18 protein-coding genes are annotated in these 25,516 nt (G+C 58.4%); 8 read left to right on the top strand and 10 right to left on the bottom strand.

The genetic code is table 11. The annotated features are described in order from the left end of the window. The first annotated feature begins 221 nt into the window (after positions 1-221). Positions 222-779 (top strand): DUF4142 domain-containing protein, encoded by a 558-nt coding sequence (locus tag DHV10_RS17290; protein WP_162601627.1) that lies wholly within the window; start codon positions 222-224, stop codon positions 777-779. Positions 780-851: 72 nt separating this feature from the next. Here the strand turns inward: DHV10_RS17290 and DHV10_RS17295 are convergent, their stop codons facing one another. After that, positions 852-1,892, bottom strand: coding sequence for a ComEC/Rec2 family competence protein (locus DHV10_RS17295; protein WP_162601628.1), 1,041 nt, complete (start codon positions 1,890-1,892; stop codon positions 852-854). A gap of 215 nt (positions 1,893-2,107) precedes the next feature. Here DHV10_RS17295 and DHV10_RS17300 point away from each other — a divergent pair, with 215 nt between their 5' ends. Continuing rightward, on the top strand, positions 2,108-3,349 hold the full coding sequence (locus tag DHV10_RS17300) for an Nramp family divalent metal transporter (protein WP_109487620.1): 1,242 nt from the start codon (positions 2,108-2,110) through the stop codon (positions 3,347-3,349). Between the two features lie 176 nt (positions 3,350-3,525). Next, positions 3,526-5,352: a translational GTPase TypA gene (gene typA / locus DHV10_RS17305; protein WP_109487621.1), complete on the top strand. Its 1,827-nt coding sequence runs from the start codon at positions 3,526-3,528 to the stop codon at positions 5,350-5,352. A 93-nt stretch (positions 5,353-5,445) separates the two neighbouring features. Here typA and DHV10_RS17310 read toward each other — a convergent pair whose 3' ends face one another. From DHV10_RS17310 to DHV10_RS17325, 4 genes are all read right to left on the bottom strand, one after another. After that, positions 5,446-6,615 (bottom strand): 5-(carboxyamino)imidazole ribonucleotide synthase, encoded by a 1,170-nt coding sequence (locus DHV10_RS17310; protein WP_239461835.1) that lies wholly within the window; start codon positions 6,613-6,615, stop codon positions 5,446-5,448. Continuing rightward, positions 6,615-7,103 carry a 5-(carboxyamino)imidazole ribonucleotide mutase gene (gene purE, locus DHV10_RS17315; protein ID WP_109487622.1) on the bottom strand — a complete coding sequence of 163 codons (489 nt, stop codon included), beginning with the start codon at positions 7,101-7,103 and terminating at the stop codon, positions 6,615-6,617. The genes DHV10_RS17310 and purE overlap by 1 nt, the downstream gene beginning before the upstream one ends. Positions 7,104-7,164: 61 nt before the next feature. After that, positions 7,165-7,386, bottom strand: a complete 222-nt coding sequence (locus DHV10_RS17320) for a hypothetical protein (protein WP_239461838.1) — start codon at positions 7,384-7,386, stop codon at positions 7,165-7,167. 49 nt (positions 7,387-7,435) lie between these two features. Further along, complete coding sequence (locus DHV10_RS17325; protein ID WP_109487624.1) at positions 7,436-7,831, bottom strand: hypothetical protein; 396 nt, start codon at positions 7,829-7,831, stop codon at positions 7,436-7,438. Between the two features lie 421 nt (positions 7,832-8,252). Here DHV10_RS17325 and DHV10_RS17330 point away from each other — a divergent pair, with 421 nt between their 5' ends. Continuing rightward, positions 8,253-9,233, top strand: a complete 981-nt coding sequence (locus DHV10_RS17330) for an isoaspartyl peptidase/L-asparaginase (protein WP_109487625.1) — start codon at positions 8,253-8,255, stop codon at positions 9,231-9,233. A 95-nt stretch (positions 9,234-9,328) separates the two neighbouring features. On the opposite strand, the gene DHV10_RS17335 is transcribed toward DHV10_RS17330, so the two are convergent. The 3 genes from DHV10_RS17335 to DHV10_RS17345 all read right to left on the bottom strand — a co-directional run bounded on the left by DHV10_RS17335 (position 9,329) and on the right by DHV10_RS17345 (position 15,210). Beyond that, a complete protein-coding gene (locus DHV10_RS17335) occupies positions 9,329-10,336 on the bottom strand; it encodes an SDR family oxidoreductase (RefSeq protein ID WP_109487626.1) in 1,008 nt (335 codons plus the stop codon). Between the two features lie 76 nt (positions 10,337-10,412). Next, positions 10,413-14,039 (bottom strand): glycosyl hydrolase 2 galactose-binding domain-containing protein, encoded by a 3,627-nt coding sequence (locus DHV10_RS17340; RefSeq protein ID WP_109487627.1) that lies wholly within the window; start codon positions 14,037-14,039, stop codon positions 10,413-10,415. A gap of 160 nt (positions 14,040-14,199) precedes the next feature. Then, the gene (locus tag DHV10_RS17345) at positions 14,200-15,210 is read right to left on the bottom strand and encodes a LacI family DNA-binding transcriptional regulator (RefSeq protein ID WP_162601629.1); all 1,011 of its coding nucleotides are present in this window, start codon (positions 15,208-15,210) and stop codon (positions 14,200-14,202) included. A gap of 427 nt (positions 15,211-15,637) precedes the next feature. On the opposite strand from DHV10_RS17345, the gene DHV10_RS17350 reads away from it, so the two are divergent. Further along, positions 15,638-16,144, top strand: a complete 507-nt coding sequence (locus DHV10_RS17350; RefSeq protein WP_109487629.1) for a LytR/AlgR family response regulator transcription factor — start codon at positions 15,638-15,640, stop codon at positions 16,142-16,144. A gap of 48 nt (positions 16,145-16,192) precedes the next feature. Here DHV10_RS17350 and DHV10_RS17355 read toward each other — a convergent pair whose 3' ends face one another. Next, complete coding sequence (locus DHV10_RS17355; RefSeq protein WP_162601630.1) at positions 16,193-18,526, bottom strand: formylglycine-generating enzyme family protein; 2,334 nt, start codon at positions 18,524-18,526, stop codon at positions 16,193-16,195. 127 nt (positions 18,527-18,653) lie between these two features. Further along, a complete protein-coding gene (locus DHV10_RS17360; protein WP_109487762.1) occupies positions 18,654-20,063 on the bottom strand; it encodes a glucuronyl esterase domain-containing protein in 1,410 nt (469 codons plus the stop codon). 276 nt (positions 20,064-20,339) lie between these two features. Between DHV10_RS17360 and dinB the strand changes: the two genes are divergently transcribed. From dinB to treY, 3 genes are all read left to right on the top strand, one after another. Next, positions 20,340-21,404: a DNA polymerase IV gene (gene dinB, locus DHV10_RS17365; RefSeq protein ID WP_109487631.1), complete on the top strand. Its 1,065-nt coding sequence runs from the start codon at positions 20,340-20,342 to the stop codon at positions 21,402-21,404. A 153-nt stretch (positions 21,405-21,557) separates the two neighbouring features. Continuing rightward, complete coding sequence (locus DHV10_RS17370; protein WP_109487632.1) at positions 21,558-22,754, top strand: arsenic transporter; 1,197 nt, start codon at positions 21,558-21,560, stop codon at positions 22,752-22,754. Between the two features lie 104 nt (positions 22,755-22,858). Continuing rightward, positions 22,859-25,513: a malto-oligosyltrehalose synthase gene (gene treY / locus DHV10_RS17375; RefSeq protein ID WP_109487633.1), complete on the top strand. Its 2,655-nt coding sequence runs from the start codon at positions 22,859-22,861 to the stop codon at positions 25,511-25,513. Positions 25,514-25,516: the final 3 nt, after the last annotated feature.

Genomic DNA, 25,516 nt, shown 5'->3' on the forward strand with positions numbered 1-25,516 from the left:
CTGCCGATTCGAACGCGAGATGCGGCAACCCCGGAGCGCTCTGCGGGCATCGGAGAGGGGATGCGTGCGCAGGCCCTGGCCTCGTGCGCAATCGGAGGTTTATGGAAATGAATCTAAGGCGGATAGCTTATACAGTTTCGACAGGCGCAGGAACCGTTTTGCTGGGCGCGGCTGTTTCCCTGGCCCAGGCACCAGGTGGAGGCGCCCCGCAGCAGCCGAGCATGCCTCAAAGCCAGTCCCCAAGTTCGCAGTCTCCCAACAGCAATTCAAGCACAACACAGAACGCCGGAGCGCCAACTTCGGCACAGGACTTTTCAGAGCGCGCTTTCATCAGCAAAGCCATGGAAGGTGGAATGGCCGAAGTTCAGCTGGGACAACTGGCACAGCAAAAGTCACAGAGCAATGATGTCAAGCAATTTGCCGCCAAGATGGTGAACGATCATGGGCAAATGGGCGACAAGTGGCTCAAGCCAGTGGCAAAACAGATGGGGATCAATGAACCCTCTGGGCCCTCGAAGAAAGACAAGAAAGAGATGGAGAAGCTGCAAGGGCTTTCAGGTCAGGAATTTGATCGCGAGTACATCACCATGATGGTCAAGGACCACCAGAAAGACCTGAAGGACTTCCAGAGCGAAGCTCAAGCGGCACAGGATCCCACCGTTAAGGAGATAGCGGACAAAGGATCGCAGGTGATCCAGCAGCATCTCCAGATCATCGAGCAGATCGCGAAGGCTCACAATGTCGATGTCGGCGGCAAGGAGATGTCGAGCACCAGGTAACTCGGCTCAAGATAAAGCGAACAGCTCTGATTCATAGGGCCCTTGCAGTTGCGGGGGCCCTTTACTCTTTGTTCAATCCGCCGGATATTTCTTTGTTGCGCCCGTCCGCGTGTTGGTGACAGTGAAGCTACCATCCCGATCAGCAGCAACCTTGAAGTAATGCCCCTCGCCGTCACCTCTTGGATTCGCGATCATATCTTCAGCGCTGTTGTGCGCGGTGTCTGAGCCTTCCGCTGTATGCAGCATGAAGAGGTTCTTGGCGCCAACGCTTTCGCTTACACTCTGCCACGCAGTAGGGCTCCCGCCTTTGTGTGCCCCGTTGTTCATGATCGCTGCGCGAGCGTGAATGGAATCAACGAGCGATTTCGAGTTCGACTGGTCAAGCCCGTGGTGGCTGGCCAGAAACAGGCTGACGTGGCCAAGCGGACTGTTCGGGCAGACAAGATCCAGTTCCTTCGGCTTGGTAAGGTCGCCGAGGTCGAGGAAGCTGAACTTACCGAAGCGAACAAGGATGCCGACCGAACGTGGGTTCTCGCTCTGGTCGAGCGTCCACTTGGGCTCGCTCGCACAACTCGGATTTGCTTCAGGCTTAATCCCGGGCACTGATGCAACGTGCTCGCCATCAGCGGTGACCACAATGACATCCAGACCAGGAACCTTGATGGCGTCGCCAGGATGCAGCGTGTGCCGTGGCGTGTTGCCGATTGCAGCGATGTAGGCGGCGAAGTCTTTCCGCGTGATGTCAGAGTCCTCGCGGTTCACGCCGTGATCCAGGAACTCCCCAACCTTCACTCGCTTGACCAGTTCAGGCACTCCGCCGACATGGTCGGTGTGAAAGTGAGTGATGAGCACCTTGTCGATCTGATGAATCCCCGCATCTTTCATTGCGGTCTCAATGCGTTCGGCATCACGGCCATTGCTGCCGGGCCAGCCGGTATCGACAAGCATGGATGCACCAGATGGAGACACAAGAAGGGTGGCCTGCCCGCCTTCTACGTCGATGGAGTAGATGAGCAACCGTTGGTTCTTGGCTGAGGCGGCGTGTGCCGGGATGTTCGCCGATGCGAGCACAAGGAGGAAGGGAACAAGAAGACTGCCGAGGGTGCGATTCATTTGCGACGAGTGTATACGCTGAAGCAGGTCGTGCGGTATGCATTCCGTTCTAACCGGAATGCGGGATGAGCAGGTCAAGAGCATGAGCTCTGAAAGTAACCAGAGCAGCACACGCTCCATCCAACTCACATTGCGTTCACGATTTACGCGCAATTGGGTCCCAGGTGGCTGAACCAGCAACTCCTTTACCCCGCACGCAAAAACATGAGCACAGAATGCTGCGGTCGGTGGGCTTGGGCCTCATCACCGGAGCGGCGGACGATGACTGCGCAGCGGTAGGCACCTACGCCCAGGCGGGCGCGCAGTTCGGCTACAACATCCTGTGGATGGCCCCGCTCGCTCTACCCATGATGATCGCGGTTGTCTATCTTTCCGGGAAACTCGGGCTGGTCACCGGAGAGGGCCTCTTCTCGGTCCTGCGGAGGCGGTCTCCGCGCTGGCTGCTCTTTCTCGTGCTCGTTGGCGTCATCATCGGGAACATTATCGAAGCCGGAGCGGATATCGGCGGCATGGCAGCAGCCCTGGGGCTGCTGGTCCCACTGCCCCGGTGGGCGATCCTGGTGGGCGTAACATCGTCCGCACTCGCTTTTCAGATTTGGGGTTCCTACACGTTCATTCGCAATGTGCTGCGTGTGCTTGCAATGTCGTTGCTGGCCTATGTCGCGTCGGCGTTGATGGCCAAACCCAACTGGGGCGCAGTTCTTCGGGGCACTTTGATGCCTCATCTGCACTTCGACCGCGCCATGCTCACGATGATCGTGGCAATTATCGGTGCATCGCTGTCGGCGTACATCTTCACCTGGCAATCCAACGAGGAAGTTGAAGAGAAGATCGCAGCAGGGCACCGCACTGTGCGACAGCGCCGTGGCGCAACACCTGCGCAACTCAGACAATCATTATGGGACGTGATCTTCGGCATGCTGTTCTCGAATGCCGTCATGTACTTCATCATGCTGGCAACCGCGGCGACGCTCTTCGTCTCCGGCCATCATGGAATCGAATCGGCAGCTGATGTTGCAATCGCTCTGCGGCCGGCGGCTGGAAGGTTCGCATCCGGATTATTCGCGATCGGCATCATCGGTGTCGGCATGCTTGCTGTCCCGGTCATGACCACGGGCGCCGCTTACGACGTTTGCCAGGCAGCGGGGGCGCGAACAGGCCTGAGTCTCAAGCCGAACGAAGCGAAGCTCTTCTACTTTGCGATCACGGTCTTCACCGTTGCCGCAATGGTGCTGAACTTTCTCGGCATCAACCCGATGCATGCCCTGGTCTTCGCCGGAATTGTCCAGGGATTCTCCACACCACCGCTGATGGTGCTGATTATGGTGATGACGAACCAGAGAAAAATAATGGGCGATCGCGTCAACCGGCGCCTTATCAACATCCTCGGCTGGGGAACGACCGCGGTAATCTGGGCTGCCTCCCTTGGCCTGATCATCAGCTATCTCGTGCATTGAGAAGACTAAAGGATAGCGCTGAGGCTGGAAATTCTGCTGGATTGTTGTTGCTGCTAGAATAGAAAGTGCCGCACTGTGCGGCTATTCATCGCATTTTCACACCGATCCGGTGGCCGAGAGCGGCCGCATCCCAGCGCAAATCAAGATTTGCCTAGAAGAAAAGGAACATTGCCCCTGTGAGCCAGACGATACGCAATATCGCCATCATCGCCCATGTCGACCACGGTAAGACCACACTTGTTGACGCCATGCTGCGGCAGTCAGGCACCTTCCGCGCCAACGAGCAGGTTGCCGAGCGCGTGATGGACTCCAACGAGCTGGAACGCGAGCGCGGCATCACCATTCTGGCCAAGAACACCGCCGTGAACTATGCCGGCGGCAAGATCAACATCGTCGACACCCCGGGCCACGCCGACTTCGGCGGTGAAGTGGAACGCGCTTTGAAAATGGTGGATGGCGTGATGCTCCTGGTAGATGCCGCCGAGGGACCGCTGCCGCAGACGCGCTACGTGCTTGCCAAAGCCCTCGAAGCGAAGCTCGCGCCGATCGTGGTGATCAACAAGATCGATCGTCCGGACGCGCGGCCGCAGGAAGTGCTTAACGAGATATACGATCTTTTCATCGATCTCGATGCAGAGGAATCGCAGCTTGATTTTCCGGTGCTGTATGCAGTAGCCAAGGCGGGAACCGCGACCCTCGATCTGAATACGCCCGGTGAAAACCTGCAGCCGCTGTTTGAAACCATTGTTTCGACGATCCCGGCAGCGACAGGTGATTCAGAAGCGCCGCTTCAAATTCTCGTTACGAACCTCGACTACTCAGAATACTTTGGTCGCATCGCGATCTGCCGCGTCTTCCAGGGGACATTGCACGCAGGCGATGAGGTGAATATCTCGAAGCGCGACGGGTCACTGCAGAAGACTAAAATCACCAAGCTGTTTACATTTTCTGGTCTCAAGCGAACTGAGATGACGGAAACAGTGATGGGAGACATCGTCGCAGTCGCCGGGGTCGAGGGCATCACCATCGGTGAGACCATCACCGCTCTCGAGACGCCCGCGCCGCTGCCTCTGATCGTGATTGACGAGCCCACCATCGCCATTCAGTTCAGCGTGAACAACTCGCCATTCGCAGGCAGGGAAGGGCAGTACGTGACGAGCCGCAACCTGCGCGAGCGACTCGAAAAAGAATTGCTGACGAACGTCTCAATTCGCGTGGAGGAGACCGGGTCACCCGACACCTTCAAAGTACTCGGCCGAGGTGAATTGCAACTGGCCATTCTGATCGAAATGATGCGGCGAGAGGGCTTCGAACTGATGGCGGGACGCCCCGAGATCGTGACCAAGGTTGTGGACGGCACGCGTATGGAACCCGTCGAGCACCTCACGATCGACATTCCGGAGCAGTACACGGGCGTCGTCATTGAAAAGCTCGGACCCCGCAAAGGCGAAATGACCAAGATGCACAACCACGGTTCAGGCCGTGTGCGGCTTGAATTCCGCGTCCCCAGCCGCGGCCTAATCGGCCTGCGCAGCGAGATGCTCACCGAGACGCGCGGAACGATCGTGATGAACTCTCTTTTCGATGGCTATATCCCTTACCAGGGTGAGATTCCGCAGCGGCCTACCGGAGCGCTGATCGCCGATCGTCAGGGCGTGACAACGACATACTCGCTGAATGGTCTGCAGGAGCGCGGGATACTGTTCCTCGGCGCCGGCGTGGACGTATACGAGGGCATGATCGTCGGCGAGCACTCGCGCGACAACGACCTCGACGTCAACGTGGTCCGCGAGAAGAAGCTCACAAATATGCGCGCATCGAGCGCAGACGAAGCTCTAAGGCTTGTGCCCTACAGAACACTGAACCTGGAGCAAGCGATCGAGTTCATTGCCGATGATGAGCTCGTCGAGATCACGCCGAAGTCGCTGCGCCTGCGTAAGAAAATACTGCAGGCGAATCGTCGGCCAAAGCGCTGGGAAAACGCCGAACAGTTCAGCGTGTAACCCGGGTACAAGGGGCAAGGAAAGAGATCCAGATGCCCCACATCCCGCGCTGAGCGAAGCCAAAGGTTCCTCCCTCTGAGACGTGGAGGAAGGCTAGCTCTCGCCCAGCATCCGCTTCTTCGCGTCGAGCACCCTTTCCAGTGCTTCCTCCGCTGTTGCACCGACCGACGATAGGTGTCCCATCTTACGTCCCTTTTTGGCTCCTCGTTTTTCGTAGAGGTGCAGGCGTACGCCGGGGACGGAGAGCGCCGCTGGGAGATTCGGCGATGACGTAAGCCAGATATCACCGAGCAAGTTCACAATGGCGCAAGGTGTAATGAGAGTGGTATCCCCCAACGGCAGATTGCACGTGGTTCGCACAAGCTGTTCGAACTGGCTTGTGACGCATCCGCGCTCGCTCTGGTGATAACTGTTGTGGGGACGCGGCGCCATTTCGTTGACGAGCAATCTGCCCTGCTTGGTGATGAACATCTCCACACAGAGCAGGCCCTCAATCTCGAGCTTCGTCACGATGTCGGCTGCAAGCTTTTCCGCTTTCGCCTCCATCTCGGGCGATATGCTCGCAGGCAAAACGCTCCATGACAGAATCTGATTTTCATGGTGATTGCGTGCAGCGGGAAAGCTGCGCACCTCGCCCGACGGAGTCCGGGCAGCCATCACGCTGATCTCATGCGCGAGGTAGAGAGCCTGTTCGGCGACTGCTGGTTTCTCGCCGAGAGTGGTCCAGGCATCCTTGATCGCTTGCTGGGTGGATGGAGTTTCCAGCCCGAGCCTGACCTGTCCGCGGCCGTCATAGCCGCCGCGTCCGATCTTCAGGTAAACCCGACCGCCCAGCGTTTCAACCGCATCATGCAGTTCTGCTTCGCTTCGAACCACCCGAAACGGGCCTACAGGGAATCCATTCTCTGCGAGCCAGGTCTTCTGGATGGTCTTGTCCTGGATGATGCGCACAGGCTCCACGCCAGGGCGCAGAGGCGCGAGCTCCGCAACCTGCCTGAGAGCATCGACGCCGATTTGTTCGATCTCGAGTGTCAGAGCGTCAGATCCCCTCGCCAGCTTCAACGCTGCGGAAACATCATCCCAGGCTCCGACGATGGTCTCATCGACCACAAAGCTTGCAGGACATTTCGGCTCCGGGTCCATTACACGCACGCGATACCCCATTGTGCGAGCGGCCATCGCAGTCATGCGGCCGAGTTGGCCGCCTCCGAGAATGCCGATCATGCCGCCAGGTTCAACAACAGGAATGGAATTATCAGGCACTAGGGAAGCTCCTGGATCATCACTTCATCGGTGCGAGCCTTGCGCCAGGCGGCGAGCCGATCGTAAAGCGAGGCGTCGCTTGCAGCTAAAATTTCCGCCGCAAAGATCGCGGCGTTTGCCGCTCCCGGCTTGCCGATCGCTAGCGTACCCACTGGAACGCCCTTTGGCATTTGCACGATGGAGAGCAGGGAATCAAGACCGTTGAGCAAGGTCGCCGGAACCGGAACGCCGAGCACAGGCACCAGAGTTTTTGCCGCGAGCATGCCAGGGAGGTGAGCCGCGCCGCCCGCGCCGGCGATGATGACGCGTAGTCCTCGATCGCGCGCTGTCTCAGCATATTCGAACAGCCAGTCGGGAGTGCGGTGGGCGCTGACAACACGCGCTTCGTGGGGAATGTCGAGGGCGCTCAGGAGTTCAACGGCTGCTGAGAGCACTTCGTAGTCGCTCTTAGAGCCCATCACTACGCCGATTAACGGCTTCTCGCTCATGGGGTGATTATAAGAGGATCCACTCGACCCAGACTGCCTTGAGCTGCTGAGTCGAAACTCGTCAATGCCGATGCCAGGCTTGCACCGCGACCTCTACCACTGTCAATACGACGCTGAAGGCCGCCAGGAAGCCCTTGGCCCGGTCCCAATTCTGCTCGTGAACCTCCATGCGCCGTTCGAGGTCGGCGATTCGGCCGCCATTGCCATCGCCAGTCAGGGCGTGCATTTGGGATTTCAATACGCTGAGGTCACTTAGCACCTGTGCTTCGAATTCATTCATCATTCGCATCCGTTTTGCTCCGTTCGCTGCTGTCTACGAAGCAAGCGGAAGGTTAAAGATCAAAGCCGCTGAGAATTCCGAGTAGTTTGGCGGCGTAGAACCGTCGGTACTCAGTGCTGGTTGTGCCGTCGCTCATGTGATAAATGGCGGTATAAAACAAGCCCGCTGGGCTGGACCCGAGGTTCGGCGCTAGGTTCACACTGACAAACCCGTCGGCCCCAATGTTTGTGGTCAGCTTGCCCGCGGCAATCGCTTGATTCGTCGCCGTCGTAAATGCAGGCCAGCTCACCTGCAAGGTGCCCGATCCCGTAGATCCGTTCGCCAGATACACCGTTCCCTGCACAGTTGTTGTGCTGATCGCCTGGGCGGACGCTACGAGCCCAAAGGCGGCCCAGATCACTCCCCAGCGAAGAATGGCGCGGATATTACAGTTTCTAAAAAGCGTCATGAGAAATCAGTCCTCTTCAACTGCAGCAGGATTGATTCCGGTCCGGTTTCGAACCGGTTGCTTCGTCTGTGCAGCTCATCGTTCAATTTGCCGCTCGAGTCATACGAGTGCGATTAACGCTGCGCATATGCGCGTCTCGTACATCTCGCATTCACTTCCCGCGTCGGGAATGTGATAGGTATTCCATCTGAGGCCGTCCGCCGCGCACGCTGTCTCTCGCGTACTGGCCGAGTATCGAAATCGCCTCATCTTGCGACTGCTTTCAGCTTAGCGAAAACCCACTAAATTGACTGCAAATGGACTTGAGCGCTTCTAATACAGTGAAATCAAGTGCTTACCCCAGTGTGTGCCGGTGGGAGATCTTGACTTTCAAAATCGTGGTTCACCCACCCCTGCGGGATTGATCGACTACCATTAGCCAGTGAGAACTGCCACACACAAACCTGTCCTGGTCGTTCATGGTGGAGCATGGGCCATTCCCGATGAAGCTGCCGCAGACCACGAGTCCGGCGTTCGCAAGGCTCTAGACGCTGGCTACGCCGTCTTGTCTCGTGGCGGCACGTCTGTCGACGCCGTCGAAGCGGCCGTCACCATCATGGAGGACGATCCCACGTTCGACGCAGGTCGCGGAAGCTTCCTGACTTCCGACGGCCGCGTGCAGCTCGATGCTCTTCTCATGGACGGTGGCCGGATGAAGGCGGGTGGCGTCGCTTGCGTCGAGCGCCTTCGAAATCCTATCCAGGCCGCGCGCCTCGTGTTAGAAAAAAGTCCTCACGTTTACTTCGTCGGTACAGGAGCTGAGCAGTTCGCTCACGCGCATGGCATGACTCTGATTGAAAACTCTGAGCTCGTTCTCGACCGCGAGCGCGAACGTCTCACACAGGCCAAGCAGCGGGAAGCCGCTGGACTCGCCGACGATACCTTCAGCGGACTGGAAGATGACAAGAGCCCTGAAACCGCCGTCGCGCGAGCCTCAGAAGCGGAAGACTTCCAGAGTCATGACACCGTTGGAGCTATTGCTCTCGACATCGACGGCAATCTGGCAGCTGGCACTTCTACAGGCGGCACGCTGAATAAGACTCCCGGCCGCGTTGGCGATTCCTCGCTGATCGGCTGCGGGTGCTACGCTGACAACCTTTCGGCTGCCGTCTCGCTCACAGGCTGGGGTGAACCGATCATGAAACTCGTGCTCGGCAAGTGGGCCGTTGATCGCGTCGCCGCCGGAACTGCCCCTGAACTCGCCACCCGCGAAGCCATGTCATATCTCTACAGCAGACTTGGCGGACGTGGAGGCATCATTCTGCTCGGTCCGGATGGACGATTCGGCATTGCCCACAACACCCCGGCAATGGCGTGGGGTGTGGCAACCGAAAACTCAATACAGACCGGCCTGCGACTCTAGAAACAGGTATGGGATGCAAGTCGGTCCCTCCGATCGGGCTTTCACCATTCGAAGGGAACAGAACAGTAGCGCGCTCTAGTTGCGTGCGGGCCAAGTCATCGACAAGCCGCGCATCGCTTGAGCGCAAACGCCGCTCCCACAATCCCTACACCGAGCAATACCGCCCCCAGTGCACCCGCATGCCTCTCTGCAAACGCCTCTGCGCTCCAGTTCTTCGCACGACAATCAAATGATCCGTGAGCTCCGTGATCACCCGGCAGCGGATGATACAGGTTATTCGGACGATCCGGATCCTCCCCCCCGTCGTACTGCTGCGAATCGTATCCGTTCTTCGCAAGGTAATGATCGGCATAAGACGGCACAAGCTTGTTCCCGAATATTGCCTTCACCACGGACCACGACGCGTACCACTCGCGCCGCTCAGCATGGTGCGCCGCGTGGTAAATCAACCGTGCAGCCACTTCCGGCTGATAGATCGGCGGCACCGGCTGTGCCTTTCGCGGCAGGCGGCTCTTCACCCATCCGAATTGCGGCGTATTCAGAGCCGGCATTTGCACCATCGTGGTCTTCACGTTGCTTCCATCGTGGATCAGCTCCGTGCGCAACGACGCAAAGAACCCGAGTATCGCATGCTTTGAAGCGCAATACGCAGCCTGCAGGGGAATGCTTCGATAGGCCAATGCCGATCCAACGTGCACAATGGTCCCGCGATCACGTGGCAGCATGTACTTCAGCGCAGCGAGCGTGCCGTACACATATCCAAGGTACGTCACTTCTGTGACCCGCTTGAACTCCTCCGCCGTCATCTCCTTGATGGGAGAAAACACCGAAGCCATCGCGTCGTTTACCCAGATGTCGATGGGCCCCAGCTTTTGCTCCACCTCGTCTGCTGCGCGCTGCACCTGGCCCGCGTCCGCAACATCGACCGGTAGAATCAGTGCTCTCCCACCCTGCTCCTCTACCTCGCGCGCCGCTGCCTCTAGCCCGTCCGTTCCGCGAGCAATCAGCCCGATGTCGGCTCCGCGCTTTGCAAACTCCCGGACCGCGGCGCGTCCCACTCCCGCGGACGCACCCGTGATCACCACAATCTCCCGTTTCTGCACCTGAAGACTCCTCTCTTCAGGTTGGGATGCAGTTTCTTTCGAACGAGAAGCCGTCCTCTCGCAGATGGTGCTTCACTTACGCGAGGACGAGCTTCGGAGCCTCGCCTCGCGTGTCTGCGTCTCTCATCTGCACGGTTATAGTGCGCGACTCACCCGGCATCAGTGCGATGTAGTTATCTGAGTAGATGGCAGGCAGAACCCGATCTCCCGATTTCTCTCGCACCGCCTTAACCCGCACCATTAAAGCTGGCGATTGTCCCGTGTTCTGAATTTCCGCTCTGAGCTGCCATTCATCCCCGTTCTTCCCTCCGCTTGTGTTGATCTCCAGCTTTGGGGCAGGCAATTCGCGAATCGCTTTGAAGTCGTTCTGCTTCAAACCTCTCCAGTAAAAATTGCTCGAAACTGTCTCAGATCCGCGCATGAGTGACAATCTCAGGAAATGAACCGGCGTCAGCCCACTGGGATAGCTCATGCGTATGCACGAAACCGTCGCGTCCTCCGCGCTGTCCAGCGTTGCCGTCTTCTGGTCGACTCGCTTCCCATCCATGTTCAATATCTCGACAGACGCCTGCAGACCGGCGGCCTTTCCAGCGCTGTAGTTCACCACTTCTATCGTGTCTTCAAGGCTGTTCCACTGGATGTGCAGCGGCTCCGATCCCTTTTTGCATCCGTAGTAAGCGGCGGTCGGTTCGAAATAGTAGTCGTATGTCTGCCAGACGAACGACGGCCAGCACGAGTGGCTCATCCAAAGCAGCACGCCCATTCGATACTTGCTCTGAGCCTCAAACATCGCGCGGTACGTGTCGTAGTTCACGAATTGCGCAAGCTTGATCCACTCCTCCGCGCTGTTCGCGCCTCCGTAGCTGTTGTCCACGATCGATCGGAAGGCTGCTCCGCCCATCGCGCCTACAAGGCAAAAGTCGTGTATTCCCCAGTCGAGCGCCTGCGGCCACAACGCCTTCTCCGGCATCATCAGCTTGACGCTCTCAATCGGCGGGATATTTGGCGCGCCAATCTCGCTGTGCAACTGCTTGTCCGCCACCTGGAAGTAGAACGGCGCAGGATTGGCCCAATACGGCCCATGCCCGCTGACAACCTTGTCCGCAGAACTCGGAATGTAGTGCAGCATCGGATGCAGATCGCTCAAAATCTGCCGCAGCCCCGATTCGAGCGCAGGTGGCGGGAAGCCCTCATTCCTCCCGCAATACAGCCCAACGGAAGGATGATTCCGGATCCGAAGCACGAGATCCTTTGCGTTCTTCAGGAACATGTTGTTGTCGTTCGGCTCCGGCCCATCCCATGGATTCGCGAGCCAGAAGTCCTGCCACACCACCACCCCGTGCCGGTCGCAAGCTTCGTAGAACGCCTCGTCAGGAATCTGCCCCACCCAGTTGCGGATCATCGTGAAGTTCATCTCACGGTGATAGCGGACTGCAGCATCGTACTCGCGCGCGCGATACCGCAGCATCGATTCCGCAAATCCCCAGTTCCCGCCGCGAGCAACGAACCTCCGTCCATTCACCCAAATCCGCAGATCGCCGCCGTCCTCGCTGTAGGTCATCTGCCGAATTCCAGTCTTGAACGACTTCGAGTCGAGCACCTTCGAGCCCGCTCGCACCGAAATCTGCACGTCATACAGGTACGGATCGCCATATCCTGTCGGCCACCAAAGCTTGGGATTCTGCACCTTCAGAGCCGGCGTGTTCGACGGGTCAAGCGTGATCGTCCTGCGTTCGTTCCCGGCTAGCTTCACCTTCTGCTCGAAGCTGATCTCGCCAATCTGGCCATGAACAACACCGCTCCAGGCGTGAGCCTGATGATTGATCACATCCGCCTGCACCGTCAGCTCTGCAGAAGACACATCGGGAAGCGGCAGCTTCGTTGAAACGAACGGATTCTCAATCGTTACCTCATCTGCGATCTCAAGCGAAACATTTCCCCAGATGCCAATGTCGCGGCCACGCATCGTGGAGATCCAATCCCATCCCACGGTCGAGTGAAATGTCGGATTATCCGCCCCGAGCCCGCCGCCGTTCTTGCTGCAAACCTCATAAGTCTTCTGGTGTACGCTACCCGGGTTCGCGTTCTTCTCAATGCGGACTGCCAGAGCATTCACTTTTCCCGAAAGCAGCTTCTGCGTCACATCGAATCGTCCGCGAATGAAGCCGCCCTCAATCCTTCCTAGTTTTTCGCCGTTGAGGAAGACATCGGCCTCCCAGTCGATTCCATCGAGATTTAGCCAGGCAGTCTGCTGTGCCGTTTTAGCCGGCGCAGTGAACTCGGTTCGATACCAAAAGTCTGAATGGAAATAGGAATCGGAAATGTGCAGCTGATTCTGCCCGAAGTTTGGATCCGGAATCGCCCCAACATTCAGATAAGAAGTCAGCACCGTGCCGGGCACCGTAGCCGCGAGCCACTCCTCGTCTTTGAAGCCGGTCTTCGACACCGTCGCACCGTCTTCGGCGACAAAGTTCGCTCGCTGCAGCTTCCACGATCCTCCCGCAAGCACGAGCTTGCGATCCGTCGGGCTTTTCGCGGCTGGCTTGGGCTTTGCAACGAAACCTCCGCGTCCAAAAACCTCGATCTCGCTCAGGATGTACCCGTACTCGGTCGCGGGCTGCTTCATGAGAACTCGGACATATCTTCCAGATGCCGGTTGCGCCAGCTTCAAATCATCTGTGAGCTCCGTACTTCCTCCCAGCGCCTGAACGTCATGCCAGGTTTCCGCATCATCAGACACCTGCAGCATTCCTTGCGAAGCTCGCGCGATCCAGTAGAGCTTCACATGGTCGAACTCACATCTGGCTCCAAGATCGACATACACCCACTCCTCGCCCAAACCCGCGCTCATCCACGCGCTCGTAAAGCTGTAGGGGCCGCCGATCTCAACCCGCTCATCTCCCTTTGAAAAGACAACCTGCCCAATACGCCAGCTCGCACCAAATGCCGCCGTACTTCCGTGCGCTCCCGTCGAACACACCACGCGATACATCCGGCTTTTCGATGGAGAGTTCAACTGAATCGTCGGTGTAAAAAAGTGATTCGGCGCGCAGAAGTCCGGAGGATATCCTGCGGTCGATGTCGGTTGGGTCGAAGCGGCATTGCCAACCTCCTGCCATGTCCGCCCGTCGTCCGAGGTCGAAATCGTAAACTTCAGGGAACTCGCCGAAGCAGTCATCGGAGAGACAACGAAAAGCTGAATCCTGTCCACCTCCGGCGCAGCCTCTCCGCCCGCAATCTGAATGTCGATCTGCGCCGTTCCCCCCATTACCTCGAGCGTATTCATCGGGCAATGATCGAGCACGGTCTCGCGTTCCGTCTTCGGTAGAGGCCCGCGTGTGCCTTCTGACACAACCACCCAACGGGGCAGCGTAGTCGCCTTCATTCCGTCGGTTACAAGCTGAGCCGTCAGGTTGTAGTCATAGCTGCTCGAGTGAAATGCCGGTCGAAGCAGGGCTAGGTTCCTATACTTCCCGCTCGTGTCCGGCGCGAGAACCGGATCAAAATTTTCGCTTGGCTCTCCGGGATAAATGCCGATCCCCGCAGTATACGTAGACGCCGATTCTGCGCTCGCTGTCTCTGTTGGCTGTCCAGCAGTTGAATTCGGGTGACGCGCTTGCGCGAACGTCGAAACTCCATCCACCGCTACTGCAGCTCCCGCAATCATGGTTGTCTTCAGAAAATTCCTGCGCGATGTGCTCATGCCTTTTTTGGCGTCCTTCCTGTATCGGCTTCGTTCGCGACGAGGTCGAATTAAAGCCTGCTTCGGGGGTCCATTCTAATCGAATGGTATCGCTCCCATTGCCCTCGAGATCGCCCGGGCAGGGCAATCGGACGCGAGCCATCGATGGCCCGCCTGAATTCTAGTGAATTACCGCGGGAGTCTTGAGCTTGCATCCGCAGGATCTTCGCAGCACGATCTCCACGGGCAGGACGATTCGGTTTCCCGTAACCGGCAGCTCACCTCGCGAGATGCGATCCAGCAGCAGGTTCGTCGCGACGCGCCCCATCTCCTGCGCTGGTTGCCGAACCACTGTGAGCGAAGGGGATGTCAGCTCCGCAAGCTCAAAATCGTCAAACCCTGCCATTGCAAGGTCGCCCGGAATCCTGATGCCCATCAAGACCATGGAACTCAATGCATAGCGCGTTGCAAGAGTGTTCGACGTAAACACAGCCGTTGGTGCGTCGCTTGCTTTCAGCCTCTGCGAGAGCCAGATTGAGGTGTCTTCGCGCGATACGCACCCGAAAAACGAGTCTTCCTGCAGTCCCGCATCTTGGATTGCCCGACGATATCCAAGGAACCGCGCATTAATCGTGAACAAGTCGCGGCTCAATCCCAGAAAGGCGATCCGCTTATGGCCGTGTTCGATCAGGTGTTGCGTAATGCGATGCGCTCCAGCCGTGTTTTGCACAAGTACTGTATCGAACTGCTGATCTTGCACTGGCCGGTCAAACGCAACCACGGGCGTCTTGCCAAAGAAGGAGCGTGTCAGCCTGCTCTGTCGAGAGCGCGAGGGAATCAGCACTAACCCGTCCACGTGCCTTTGGAGCATCCTCTCGGCCTCAGCAAACTCAAGATCGGGATCCTCATTCGAGGTCGTGATGATCACCGAGTATCCGTGCTCTTTGGCAACCGTTGTCACCGCGTGCGCGCAGTTCGCGAAAAAGGAGTCGTAGAGGTAGGGAAGGATAAGGCCGATCGAGTTCGTTCGTTGTCCCCTGAATGCGCGCGCCAGTTCGTTCGGTCTGTAACCCAGTTGCTCCACCGCTGTCTGCACTCGCCGCGCGGTTTCCTCGGTCACTCCAGCCGACCCGCTCAGAAAGCGTGAAACCGTCATAGTTCCGACACCCGCGAGTCGCGCGACATCGCTCATCGTGGGCTTGCTGTGAACGGGCCGCTGCCGTTTGCTGCCTTTCGAATTCGGGCCCGGGTGAGTCTTTACACTGTCGGTCAAAGGCGTGGCTCCAGCCGTCCGCAATTCGAGATGTCTTTGGCTTGTCGACCATGGTATCTGCTTTCGCCTCAGTTATGTCCACCACTACCTTCCGGGCACTTCACCGTCCGAATCCGCACAGCAGGCCGGAAACTGCACCCGCCCCGACTTGCCGGCGGTGTCCGGAATCGGACAAGCCGATGCGAAATTGAACAGAGCCCCACCGGTCAGCGATTTCGCGTTCTGCCTAAAGCGCCTGAAATGAGCACGAGTAGCCACACGGAGTGGCACACCGCTTGCCACTCTGATCGTGCAACTCGCTCTTCCCCCCTTCGGGAGTTTGAACAAAAACGACGTTGAGAGGACGATGATGGCTACGCAAACCGTGATCGCGCAAGATCGAATGATCTCGAGTCATGAACTGCATCAACTTGTTCGCCAGGACTTCAACCAGCCCCTGGCCGCCCAGGCCGCCGTTGAACTTCCGGCAGAGTGCCACGATTCCGCTCCCGCGCATCCTGAAGATCCAGGTTCCCGGCAATATACCGGCAGGCTGGTCGTGAAATCTCGCGGGCGAGTTCTATCTCTGCCCGTCTCCGAGATTCGCTGGATTGGTGCAGAAGAAAATTATGTTCGCATCAGCACTGCGACTGAATCGCATCTCCTGCGAGAGACCATGACTTCCATCGAACGGAGCCTCGACCCCAGGTCCTTCCGTCGCATTCATCGCTCCGCCATCGTCAATCTTCGCTACGTGAAGGAGGTTCGAAGCGAGTCGCGAGGTGATTTCGCCATCTACCTCGTCAATGGTCAGAAACTCGCAATGAGCCGTAGCTATAGAGCAAAAATGGGAGCTCACCTGAATCACCGCTAGTGCCCGGCGCAGCTCCTCCGGAACTGCGCCGCAATTCCTCGGTCTCCCTCACTCGGCATCGCGTACGCATCGGAATCCCACGGCTCCCGATCGGTCGTAGCTCGGCCCCATCAGCAGCAACTTCCCGTGCTGCGTGTTCTTATACGCCTGGGGGAAATACCAGATCGATCCAAGCGGTCGATAGTGGCTTCCTCCTCTGAGAATCGCCGCTCGCGTGTGCTCGTCCGCAAACTCATCCGTCCACTGCCAGACATTGCCCACCATATCCATCACACCGGACGGGCTCGCCCCGAGAGGATGTGCATCCACATCGCTCGCTGCCGGCATCATGCGCCCTGAGTCCATGAGCGGCGCAGGATAATCTCCTTCGTTCGGCCCCCATTGGCAGGCAGTGGCCTGCGGCGCGGGTTTTGGCGCAGCGCTCTTTGCACTGTCAGGCTCCGGCAAAGCCGCTCTACTGGGCAAGGTTGCTGCGGCTTGTGTGGTCGCGACAGGCCGCAGTCCGGTCCGCTGCCAGTCACAGTTCCCCCACGGATAGATCCGCTGGTCTTTCCCTTGCGCTGCATATTGCCACTCCCATTCGTGTGGCAGCCGCTTTCCGGCCCACTTCGCATAGGCTCGCGCATCTTCGAGTGACACCCAGGTCACAGGCTTCTTCGCCGCACCCTCTGGATACCTTCCGTCCTTCCAGTCCTTCAAAAAGTTCAACGCGTCCTTCGGCCGATAACGCGTTTCATCCAGAAACCTCTTGAACTCAGCATTCGTTACCGGATACTTGTCGATGTAAAACGACTTCACCTGCATCGGGTGCTCGTGGAATCGTCTTGCACTGTCCTCCCACGGATACTGCAAATCGACGCCTACATCGTCAGAGCCTTCGATTTCGATCCCTTCGACCTTGAAGTCGAAATCGCCGCCCTCGACCTTCACCATCCCTTCCGGAGTCGTCCGCGCAGGGGCAGTCGCTGCAATCTCCAGCAGCTTCTGAGGAAGGGGAGTCCACTCGTGCGAGTAAGTGACGAGCGGCTTTGCCGTCATCTCAGCCATCTTCGCCATCAGGTCCTTGATCTGTGCATTCGGCTCACCAGCGGTGGCCAGAATCGCTCCGTACCCATGCGGTTCCGTCGCAAATTCCAGCACCGCATCTCCTCCCTTCATCACTGGCTTCAACTCCACGCCATGATAGAGATCGAAGTACCGCATTCCATCCTTGTGCGCAACGGTCATCTGCGGTCCGCTCACGTTGTATTCATTCCGATTCACAATCGTCCACACCGTCTGCTCGCCCACCGGCCACCTGCTCGCATACACTCCGTAGTGGTGCATCGGATAAAAAGGTTCCCAATCCTGGCTCGCAAAGAATGGAGCCACGGCGCGCTCGATCGTCGCCACCCTTCTTGTCGCCTCGGCATCGCGCGGAGTCACGCCATTCCAGATGCCCCACACGTTCTCCCAACTCTCCCACCCCTCGCCATTGAAGAACGCAAACTGCAAATCATCTGTCTTGTCGCGAAGCCAGCGCCCCTGGATGTTGACCTGGTGCCGCGGCTCCAGCCATCGATAGCGGTCGACCGTCGGAACGAACTGAAACGTGTATTGTCCCCATGTCAGCACATTCCACGACAGCCCCTCGTCATGCGGCCCACCCTCCGGCTCGAAAACGAGCGGATGTTCCAGCTTCTCCGCCGCCAGTGAAAATGCCAGGGGCACCCCATCCTGCGTATCGCCGTTCACGCCATCCGCATCCACCTCTTTCATCAGTTGCGCGACAGCCTCAGGCCACGGCATCCCTGGATCATGCGTTCCCTGATCCCACATCATCATCGGGAAGAGCACACGAACCCCGCGCCGATGAAAATCGTCCACCATCTTGCGAACGCCCTCAACACCGCCCGGCATCGATCGCACCATGTCCAGCTGATTACGGTCGTCGATCCCCATATTCGGATAGGTCGCCCAGATCAACACGGCATCGATTCCGCCATACCGTTTCGTCAAGTCATCCAGATAGCGATCCACCGTGTACCCGTTCGCCGGGTCGTAGAAGTATCGGTCGTGCACCATCATCTGAGGCTGCATAAAGGCAGACTGCGCCCATTTGAATGCGGGTAACTCGTACCGCGCTGGGTCGTACCCTATCCGGATCCGTCTCTCCATCCGCCAATGCGTCACGTCCGCGAGCCACTGCGCATGCGTCTGCGCTGTACAGGGCGAGTACCCGCCTTCCCACGCGCCGCGAAGAGTCAAACACGAAGGCGGTGGAATCTGCTGATCCTTCGGTCCATACTGTGTGTCCTGTGCAGCTGCCGTCCGCGCCGCCGCAACTAAACCAAGCCCCATCATCCACAACAATGCATGCGTGCCGATTCTTTTCGCGCCCATAAAATCCTCGGTTGTAACAGACATCAGCATTGAAGCATGCCTCACGGCAGTCAATGCAACCGCTTGTCATTACAAGGACGCAAAATGCGCCGGCTTTCGGCGCCTGTCTTCTCAGCTTGGCCCGTGCTTACTGCGGCGGCGCGTGCCCGATAAACCTATCTGCCCACTCGATGAAGTACTTCATATTCGGAGCATCCGTGTGTCCGCCATCGTGCTGCCGCCACGCAAGCTCCCCATCCAGCAGCCCCGTATCCATCGGCGGCATCTTCGCCGTTTTGTAGTCGCCTTCCACTTCTAGGCCCTTCGCACCCAAAAGCTTCCAAACGCGATTCGCATCTACGGTCGCCATCCAGCTTCCTTCATGGTCCAGCCACTTCGCATCGCCCTTCGCCGGAATTCCGTAGCTGATAAACGTCAGCCGCGGCGCGCACAGCGCAATCAGTTCATTCGAGTCGACCGGAATGTCTCCCGGCGTCATACTCCCGAACGTCGCCTCCGAAGCGCCATACTTCATGAAGTTCCCAGCCATCCAGTAGTACTCGCCGCCTGTCAGGCTCTCCACCGCCTCGCCGAAATTCCTTCGCAGCAGCGTCGCTCCGCCCTTCCCCGACGAGCCGACCAGCACCATCGCAAACCGCTCATCGTACGCCATCGTCACCAGCGCCGCCTTGCCGTAGCGCGAAACGCCTTCGATCCCCACATGCTTCGCATCCACCGCCGGATCGGTCTCTAAATAATCCAGTGCTCTCCCTGCTCCCCACGCCCACGCCCGCAACGCGCCCCAGTCCTCCGGCTTCCGCGGCTGACCTTTGTTTACCAGCCCAATGATCCCGCGCGTGATTCCCGCACCGTCATCTGCCTGTAAACTCGTCGGATCCAGCAGCACGAATCCCCATCCCGCCGCCGCAAGCTGCCACGTATTCGGCAGTCCTCCATCGTCATTCAACTCGGGTCTTTGGAAAAATGGCGCTTCCTTCAACGGTTCCCACGCGGGGTGCCGGTCGAACACCTCCTTGAGCGATGGATCCTGCTTTTCCAAAAGCTGTTTGTACGCCGCATTCACTCTCGCCAGCTCTTCACCGCGCGGTTCATTCGGATTTGGAAACTTGGCCGGCCCAAACATGATCAGCAGCGGAACCGGTCCCCTCGCGCGCGCAGGCAGCACCTCGATCATGTGAATGTGCACGTTGATCGCTGGATACGTCGAGTTCTCCACCACTCCCTCGATGTCCTTAGCCGTCACCGGCGTAAACCCGAGGAATTCGTGATCTACCGTGTTTACCTTCCAATGCACCGCAGGAACATTTATCGGCACACGGCCGTACACATACTTCGAAAACATCTCCAGCAACTCAGGCCGGCGCTTGTCCCGCCACACCTCCGCTGAGGTCACCTTCTGCCCGTTGTTCATCGTCAGCGGATCAGGTACATTCGGAAACGGATTCGCCTTCGACTCGTCATAGTTCGCCTTATTTGGTGCATTCTCATTCCCGCTCGGCCCGGGCCGCAAGGCCTTAATACCCAGCTGGTCCATCATGCTCTGATGATCCTGTTCGCTCGTAAACGTCACCGGCCCTGATGTGGAACTTTGCCCTCTCGAATTGAAGCTCGAACTTGCAAGCATGAGCACGACGCACGTCCCAACAATCAGCCTCACGTTACCCCCAAATCTCTTCTAGTGGAACTTCCTGGCCCGCTCACTCTTCTCACCCGGCTGTTATCCCGAGCGCAGCCCCGAGGAACCGCAGTTCGTGGTCCCCAAAACGGAACTGTCGCCGCCGAAAGGGCACTGCGCGAAAATGATATCGGGTAGATGGCAAACCGCAAAATCATCCACGTCGACATGGACGCCTTCTACGCGTCGGTTGAGCAGCGCGATGATCCTCACTTGCGTGGCAAGCCAGTCGTTGTCGCGTGGCGCGGCAAGCGCTCGGTTGTCTGCGCCGCTTCCTACGAAGCCCGTAAATTCGGGGTTCGCTCCGCAATGCCCGCCGTTCAGGCCGAACGCCTCTGCCCCGATGCCGTCTTCGTCCCGCCCGACTTCACGCGCTACCGCACCGTCTCCCGGGCCGTTCGCGAAATCTTCCTCCGGCACACCGATCTCGTCGAGCCCCTTTCTCTCGACGAAGCCTACCTCGATGTCACTGAGAACAAATCGAACCTCGGCAGTGCTACCGAAGTCGCTCAGACTATCCGCCGCCAGATCCGGGATGAACAGAACCTCACCGCCTCCGCCGGTGTTGCTCCCAACAAGTTTCTCGCCAAAATCGCCTCAGACTGGCGCAAGCCCGACGGCCTCTTTGTAATCAAGCCCGCCGACGTATTAGACCTCCTTACGCCTCTTGCCGTTGAGCGCATACCCGGCGTCGGCAAGGTCACTGCCCGCCGCCTGGCTCAGATCAACATCCGCACGGTTGGAGACATACGCGCCCTCGACCTCGCGGAGCTCAACCGGCACTTCGGCCGCTATGGCACACGCCTCAACGAACTAGCCAGCGGTATTGACAACAACCCCGTCGAGCCAAACCGCCCCACGCAATCCATCTCCGCTGAAGACACCTTCGAAACCGACGTCCTCCTCCGCGAAACCGAACCGATCATCCGCCGCCTCGCCGAGAAAGTCTGGAACGCCTCCCGTAAAGAAACCCGCATCCCGCGAACTGTCGTCCTCAAACTCAAAACCGCCCAATTCAGCATCCTCACGCGCAGCCTCACACCTCCAGTCACCCCTTCATCCTGCGAAGAACTCATCGACACTGCACTCGCCCTCCTTGCAAAAGTCGGTCGTGATCCCAATCAGAGGTACCGCCTCGTCGGCGTCGGCCTCTCCAACTTCCGCGATCCTGCGCAATCCCCTAATCCACTTCTCTTCGATTAGCAGCGCAACGAGCATCTAACAATTAAACTGCGATCAGGCGCGCTCTCATCCTGCTCAACGCCGGACTCAAGTTTCCCGCTCGTAATACAGGAGCAACACCCTCTGCTCTCCCACACCCTCATCTGGACCATCTCCGCATTAAGCATCGCCCTGATGCTCATCCGACCGCTCAAACTCCCAGAAGTCGTCTGGGTGGGTGCGGGCGCCATTCTCCTCTGCGCTCTTCATCTCATCCCGCTCAATCTCGCAGGCAAAGCCGTCGCAGAAGGTCTCGACGTTTATCTGTTTCTCACCGGCATGATGCTGCTCTCGGAACTGGGACGCGATCACGGAGTGTTCGACTGGCTTGCCAGCATAGCTGTCACGCGCGCCAACGGCTCAGCGGGACTCCTGTTCACGCTCATTTATCTCGTCGGGACTGTCGTTACCATCTTCATGTCGAACGACGCCACCGCTGTCGTGCTCACGCCTGCCGTACTCACCGCAGTCAAGCGCGCCAAAGCGAGGCCCATGCCCTATCTCCTCGCCTGCGCCCTCATCGCCAACGCCGCGAGCTTTGTCTTGCCCATCTCCAATCCGGCCAATCTCGTCGTCTTCCATGCCAACATGCCGCCGCTCGCCCGATGGCTCGCCATGTTTACACTCCCATCCATCGCATCCATCGTCATCACCTACTTCCTCCTTCAGTGGCTCTCTCGCAGCGAACTTGAAGTCCCATGCGACACCGCAACCGAGATCTCCCCGCTCTCTCCCGTTGGCCGCACCTGCCTCGTCGGAATCATCCTCACCGCCGCCGTCCTCATCGTTGCCTCCGCGCTCAAGCTCGATCTTGGGCTTCCCACCTGCCTCGCAGCAGTTGTTGTCGCGGTCGTCGCCACGATCCAGAGCCGCACCAATCCATTCCGGCTCGTCCGTGAAGTCAGTTGGAGCGTGCTCCCACTTGTCGCTGCTCTCTTCGTTATCGTCGAAGCCGTCAACACCGCCGGCGCCACTCAGCTCCTCCGCGCTTCGCTCGAACGGGTGATGCAGCTCCCTCCATCCCAGGCCGCCTACGGTGTGGGCGCGGCCGTAGCATTCGGAACGGACCTCTTCAACAATCTCCCCCTCGGCCTGATCACCGGCTCCACACTCCGCACCATCCCATTCCAGCCCCTCTTTGCGAAGATCGTCCTCATTGCCATTGACCTCGGCCCCAACCTCTCCATCACCGGTTCGCTCGCCACGATCCTCTGGCTTATCGCGATCCGGCGCGAAGGTCTCCACATCAGCGGCTGGCAGTTCTTCCGCATCGGCATGCTCGTCATGCCGATCTCCTTACTTTTCGCAATTGCCGCGGCGCTTTTCACCTAACCTTCAACAAACGCCGGCTGCCGGTAAACATCTCCCCTGGGGACCCTTGCATCCAAATGACTCACGCCCGCGCGCCCATTCCCCCCAGGTGAAAAACAGCAACTATGCCCCGAGTGCCACAGTCGACTTACCGTCTTCAACTCCATGCAGGCTTCACATTCGAAGACGCCATCAAGATTGTCCCGTATCTCAAATCTCTCGGCGTCTCGCATGTCTATTGCTCGCCTTACTTGCAGGCAGCTCCCGGCAGCATGCACGGCTATGACGTCGTCGATCATCAATGCATCAATTCGGAACTGGGTGGGGAACAAGCTCATCAGCGCTTCTGCGCTCGCCTTGCCGAACTCGGCCTCGGACAGGTTCTCGACATCGTTCCCAACCACATGGCCATCGGGCCGCAGAATAAATACTGGTGGGATGTGCTTGAGAATGGGCCATCCAGCCGCTTCGCCACTTGGTTCGATATCGACTGGCACTCCTCTGAGGTTCGTCTCCAGAATAAAGTGCTCATCCCCGTCCTCGGCGATCAGTACGGCAAGACACTCGCCGACGGCCAGATCAAGATTGAACGCGACAGCGAAGCCCTTCGCGTGCGCTATGCAGAGAACATCTATCCACTCGCTCCCCGTTCGCTGCCCATCATCCTCGAGCGCGCCGGCAAAGCCGTAAACAGTCCGACTCTCGGCTTCTTCGCCGACAGCCTCTCCCGTCTTCCTCTTCCGGATGCCACAGACGTTGAAGGCATGCAGATCCGTCATCGCGACAAGGAAGTCATCTTCGGTCTTCTGCACCGGTTCTGTGACGAACATCCCAAAGCCTCCGCCGCCATTGATCAAGTCATTGCCGAGCTCAACGCGAATTGCGATGAGCTCGACGAACTTCTCAATCAGCAGCATTACCGGCTCGCCTACTGGCGCACTGCCGATCAGGAACTCGGCTATCGACGCTTCTTCGACATCAACACCCTTGTCGGCGTTCGCATTGAGCGGCCCCACGTCTTCAATGCAACGCACCGGCGCATCCTCGAGTGGCTCAACAATGGCGTTCTCGATGGTGTGCGGGTAGACCATCCCGACGGCTTGCGCGATCCGCTGCAATATTTCACCCGTCTTCGCGAGCGCGCTTCTGACGCCTGGATCATCGGTGAAAAAATCCTCGAGCCCGGCGAGTTCCTTCGTTCTGATTGGCCCATTGAAGGCACCAGCGGCTACGACTTCCTGAATGTCTGCAACGGCCTGTTTATGCAGCCTGAAGGCCTCCGCGAACTCACTGAAATCTACCGCGACTACACCCAGGAACCCACCGACTTCAGCGCAATCGCTCACGACAAGAAGCTCACCGTAGAACAGGAGGCTCTCGGCAGTGATGTCAATCGCCTCGCCGACCTGTTCCTCCGCATCTGTGAAAACAATCGCGACCGTCGTGACTACACCCGGGCCGAGATTCGCCGTGCTCTACGCGAAACGGCAGCCTGCTTCCACGTCTATCGCTCCTACGTCGTGCCGGATCGTGACGAGATCACCGATGAAGATCGCCGCGAGGTCCTTCAAGCAGTCGAATGCGCCAAACAGAAACGCAACGACATCGATAACGGCCTCTTCGACTTCATGGCTGAGGTGCTGCTTCTCCGCACCCGCGGCCAGCTTGAAGCCGAATTCGTCTATCGCTTCCAGCAGTTCACGTCCCCTGTCATGGCGAAAGGGGTAGAAGACACAGCCTTCTACTGCTACAACCGCATGGTCGGGCTCAACGAAGTTGGCAGCGCGCCCGGTCACGATGGCCTGTCGCTTGCTCAATTTCACGATTACTGCGGCACCATGCAGTCATCGCGTCCCTCTACGATGACCACGCTCTCCACGCATGACACGAAGCGCTCTGATGATGTGCGCGCGCGCCTCGCCGTCCTGACTGAAATGCCCGGAGAGTGGCGCCGTTTCCTCAGGCGCTGGATGCGCCAGAATGCGCAACTTAAGACCAATGGTTTCCCCGATCGCAATACCGAGTACTTCCTTTACCAGACCATGATTGGCGCGTGGCCTATCGAGCCCGATCGCCTCCACGCCTACATGGAAAAGGCCGTACGCGAGGCCAAGCAGCACACCACTTGGACACAGCAGAACAAGGAGTTCGAAGACGCGCTTCACGCGTTCATTGATCGCCTCTACGAAGACGCTGAATTCCTCGCTGCTCTCGAGGAAATTGTGCGCACGATCATCACCCCAGGTCGGGTGAACAGTCTTACGCAAACGCTCCTTAACTGCGTTGGGCCGGGTGTCCCGGACACGTATCAGGGAAGCGAACTGTGGGCGCTCCACCTCGTTGATCCCGACAACCGCCGCCCCGTTGATTACGAGACCAGGGCTGCGATGCTTGCCGAGATCGAGTCTGGAATCGCCATCGAACAAGTCGTCCAGCGCATGGACTCCGGTCTCCCCAAGCTCTGGGTTCTTCACCGGGCTCTAAATCTGCGTACTAAGCGTCCAGACTTGTTCGGCCCCGCCGCCGAATATACTCCGCTCATGGCTGCAGGTCGCAAAGCAGAAAACGTAGTCGCGTTTCTTCGAGCCGGTCGAATCGCTGCCATCGCTCCTCGCTGGAATCTGAAACTCGCAAACAACTGGTCGGGCACCTCCGTTCATCTTCCCAACGGACGCTGGAAGAACCTGTTCACCGGCGATCTGCTGAACGGAGGTATCACCCCCATGCAGATCCTGCTGCAGCGATTTCCCGTCGCACTTCTCCAATTAGAAGAGGCCTGATTC

The sequence above is a fragment of the Occallatibacter savannae genome (assembly GCF_003131205.1).
Lineage (GTDB): Bacteria > Acidobacteriota > Terriglobia > Terriglobales > Acidobacteriaceae > Telmatobacter > Telmatobacter savannae.